Origin of the sequence: Herbaspirillum sp. WGmk3, from assembly GCF_023952535.1 — a bacterium.
In the GTDB taxonomy this organism is placed as follows: domain Bacteria; phylum Pseudomonadota; class Gammaproteobacteria; order Burkholderiales; family Burkholderiaceae_D; genus Herbaspirillum; species Herbaspirillum huttiense.
The window spans coordinates 1-265 of the sequence record NZ_JAKYWT010000079.1; the positions used below are offsets into that span (position 1 = coordinate 1).

At 59.6% G+C, this 265-nt stretch carries 1 protein-coding gene; it reads left to right on the forward strand.

Annotated elements, in window-relative coordinates; genetic code table 11:
• On the forward strand, positions 1-265 hold a 265-nt coding region (locus MKD49_RS26020), incomplete at both ends, for a phage portal protein (RefSeq protein ID WP_252697743.1).

Genomic DNA, 265 nt, shown 5'->3' on the forward strand with positions numbered 1-265 from the left:
GACTCACTGAACCTGCAGACGGCTCAGGATACGGATAACGGCTACTCCGTGTTTGAGCAGTCACTGCTGCGGTATATCGCTGCCGGGCTGGGTGTCTCGTATGAGCAGCTTTCCCGGAATTACGCCCAGATGAGCTACTCCACGGCACGGGCCAGTGCGAACGAGTCGTGGGCGTACTTTATGGGGCGGCGAAAATTCGTCGCATCCCGTCAGGCGAGCCAGATGTTTCTGTGCTGGCTGGAAGAGGCCATCGTTCGCCGCGTGG